This window comes from Mesorhizobium sp. P3_A9 (assembly GCF_056402975.1).
In genome coordinates this window covers 1-553 of record NZ_JBFUGJ010000822.1, presented here as the reverse complement: position 1 = coordinate 553, position 553 = coordinate 1, and the positions used below count along the sequence as shown (strand labels likewise).

At 68.9% G+C, this 553-nt stretch carries 1 protein-coding gene; it reads left to right on the top strand.

Annotated features, from left to right (window positions below; translation table 11 throughout):
- Positions 1–553: Ig-like domain-containing protein (locus tag AC1DX0_RS36935; protein ID WP_477359622.1), on the top strand; the 553-nt coding region annotated here is incomplete at both ends.

Here is a 553-nt window from a genome sequence, read left to right as displayed (position 1 = left end):
GAACGCCACAGGCACGCTCACCGTCAACATCGTCGAYGACGTGCCGACSGCRGTYGCCGACATCGACAGCATCGGGGCCGGCCTGTTCGGCCCGGCCACCGGCAATGTGCTGRYYGGCGGAACCGATGCCCTCGACGGCAACACGACCGACGGGGTTGCCGACACCAAGGGCGCCGACGGCGCKRCAGTGGTYGGCGTCGCCGCCGGCAACACCAATGCCGACGTCGACAATGCMGCMACRCTCGGCRYSCMGATCCAGGGCMYCTACGGCAAGCTGACGCTGGCCGCCGACGGCACCTACACCTATACCCGCGATGCCGGCTCGGCCGGCGGCCATGACGACGTCTTCACCTACACCATCAAGGACGGCGACGGCGACACCTCGCACACCACGCTGACSATYTCGATCGGCAACTCRCCGCCSGTGATCACCGACCTGACGCCGGCYGCCAACGGCGGCGACGTCACCGTCAACGAGGATGACCTSCTGGCCAGCCGCGGCGTTGGCGAATCGGCCGGCTCCGACACCTCGAAGGAAAGCACCACCCAGGGC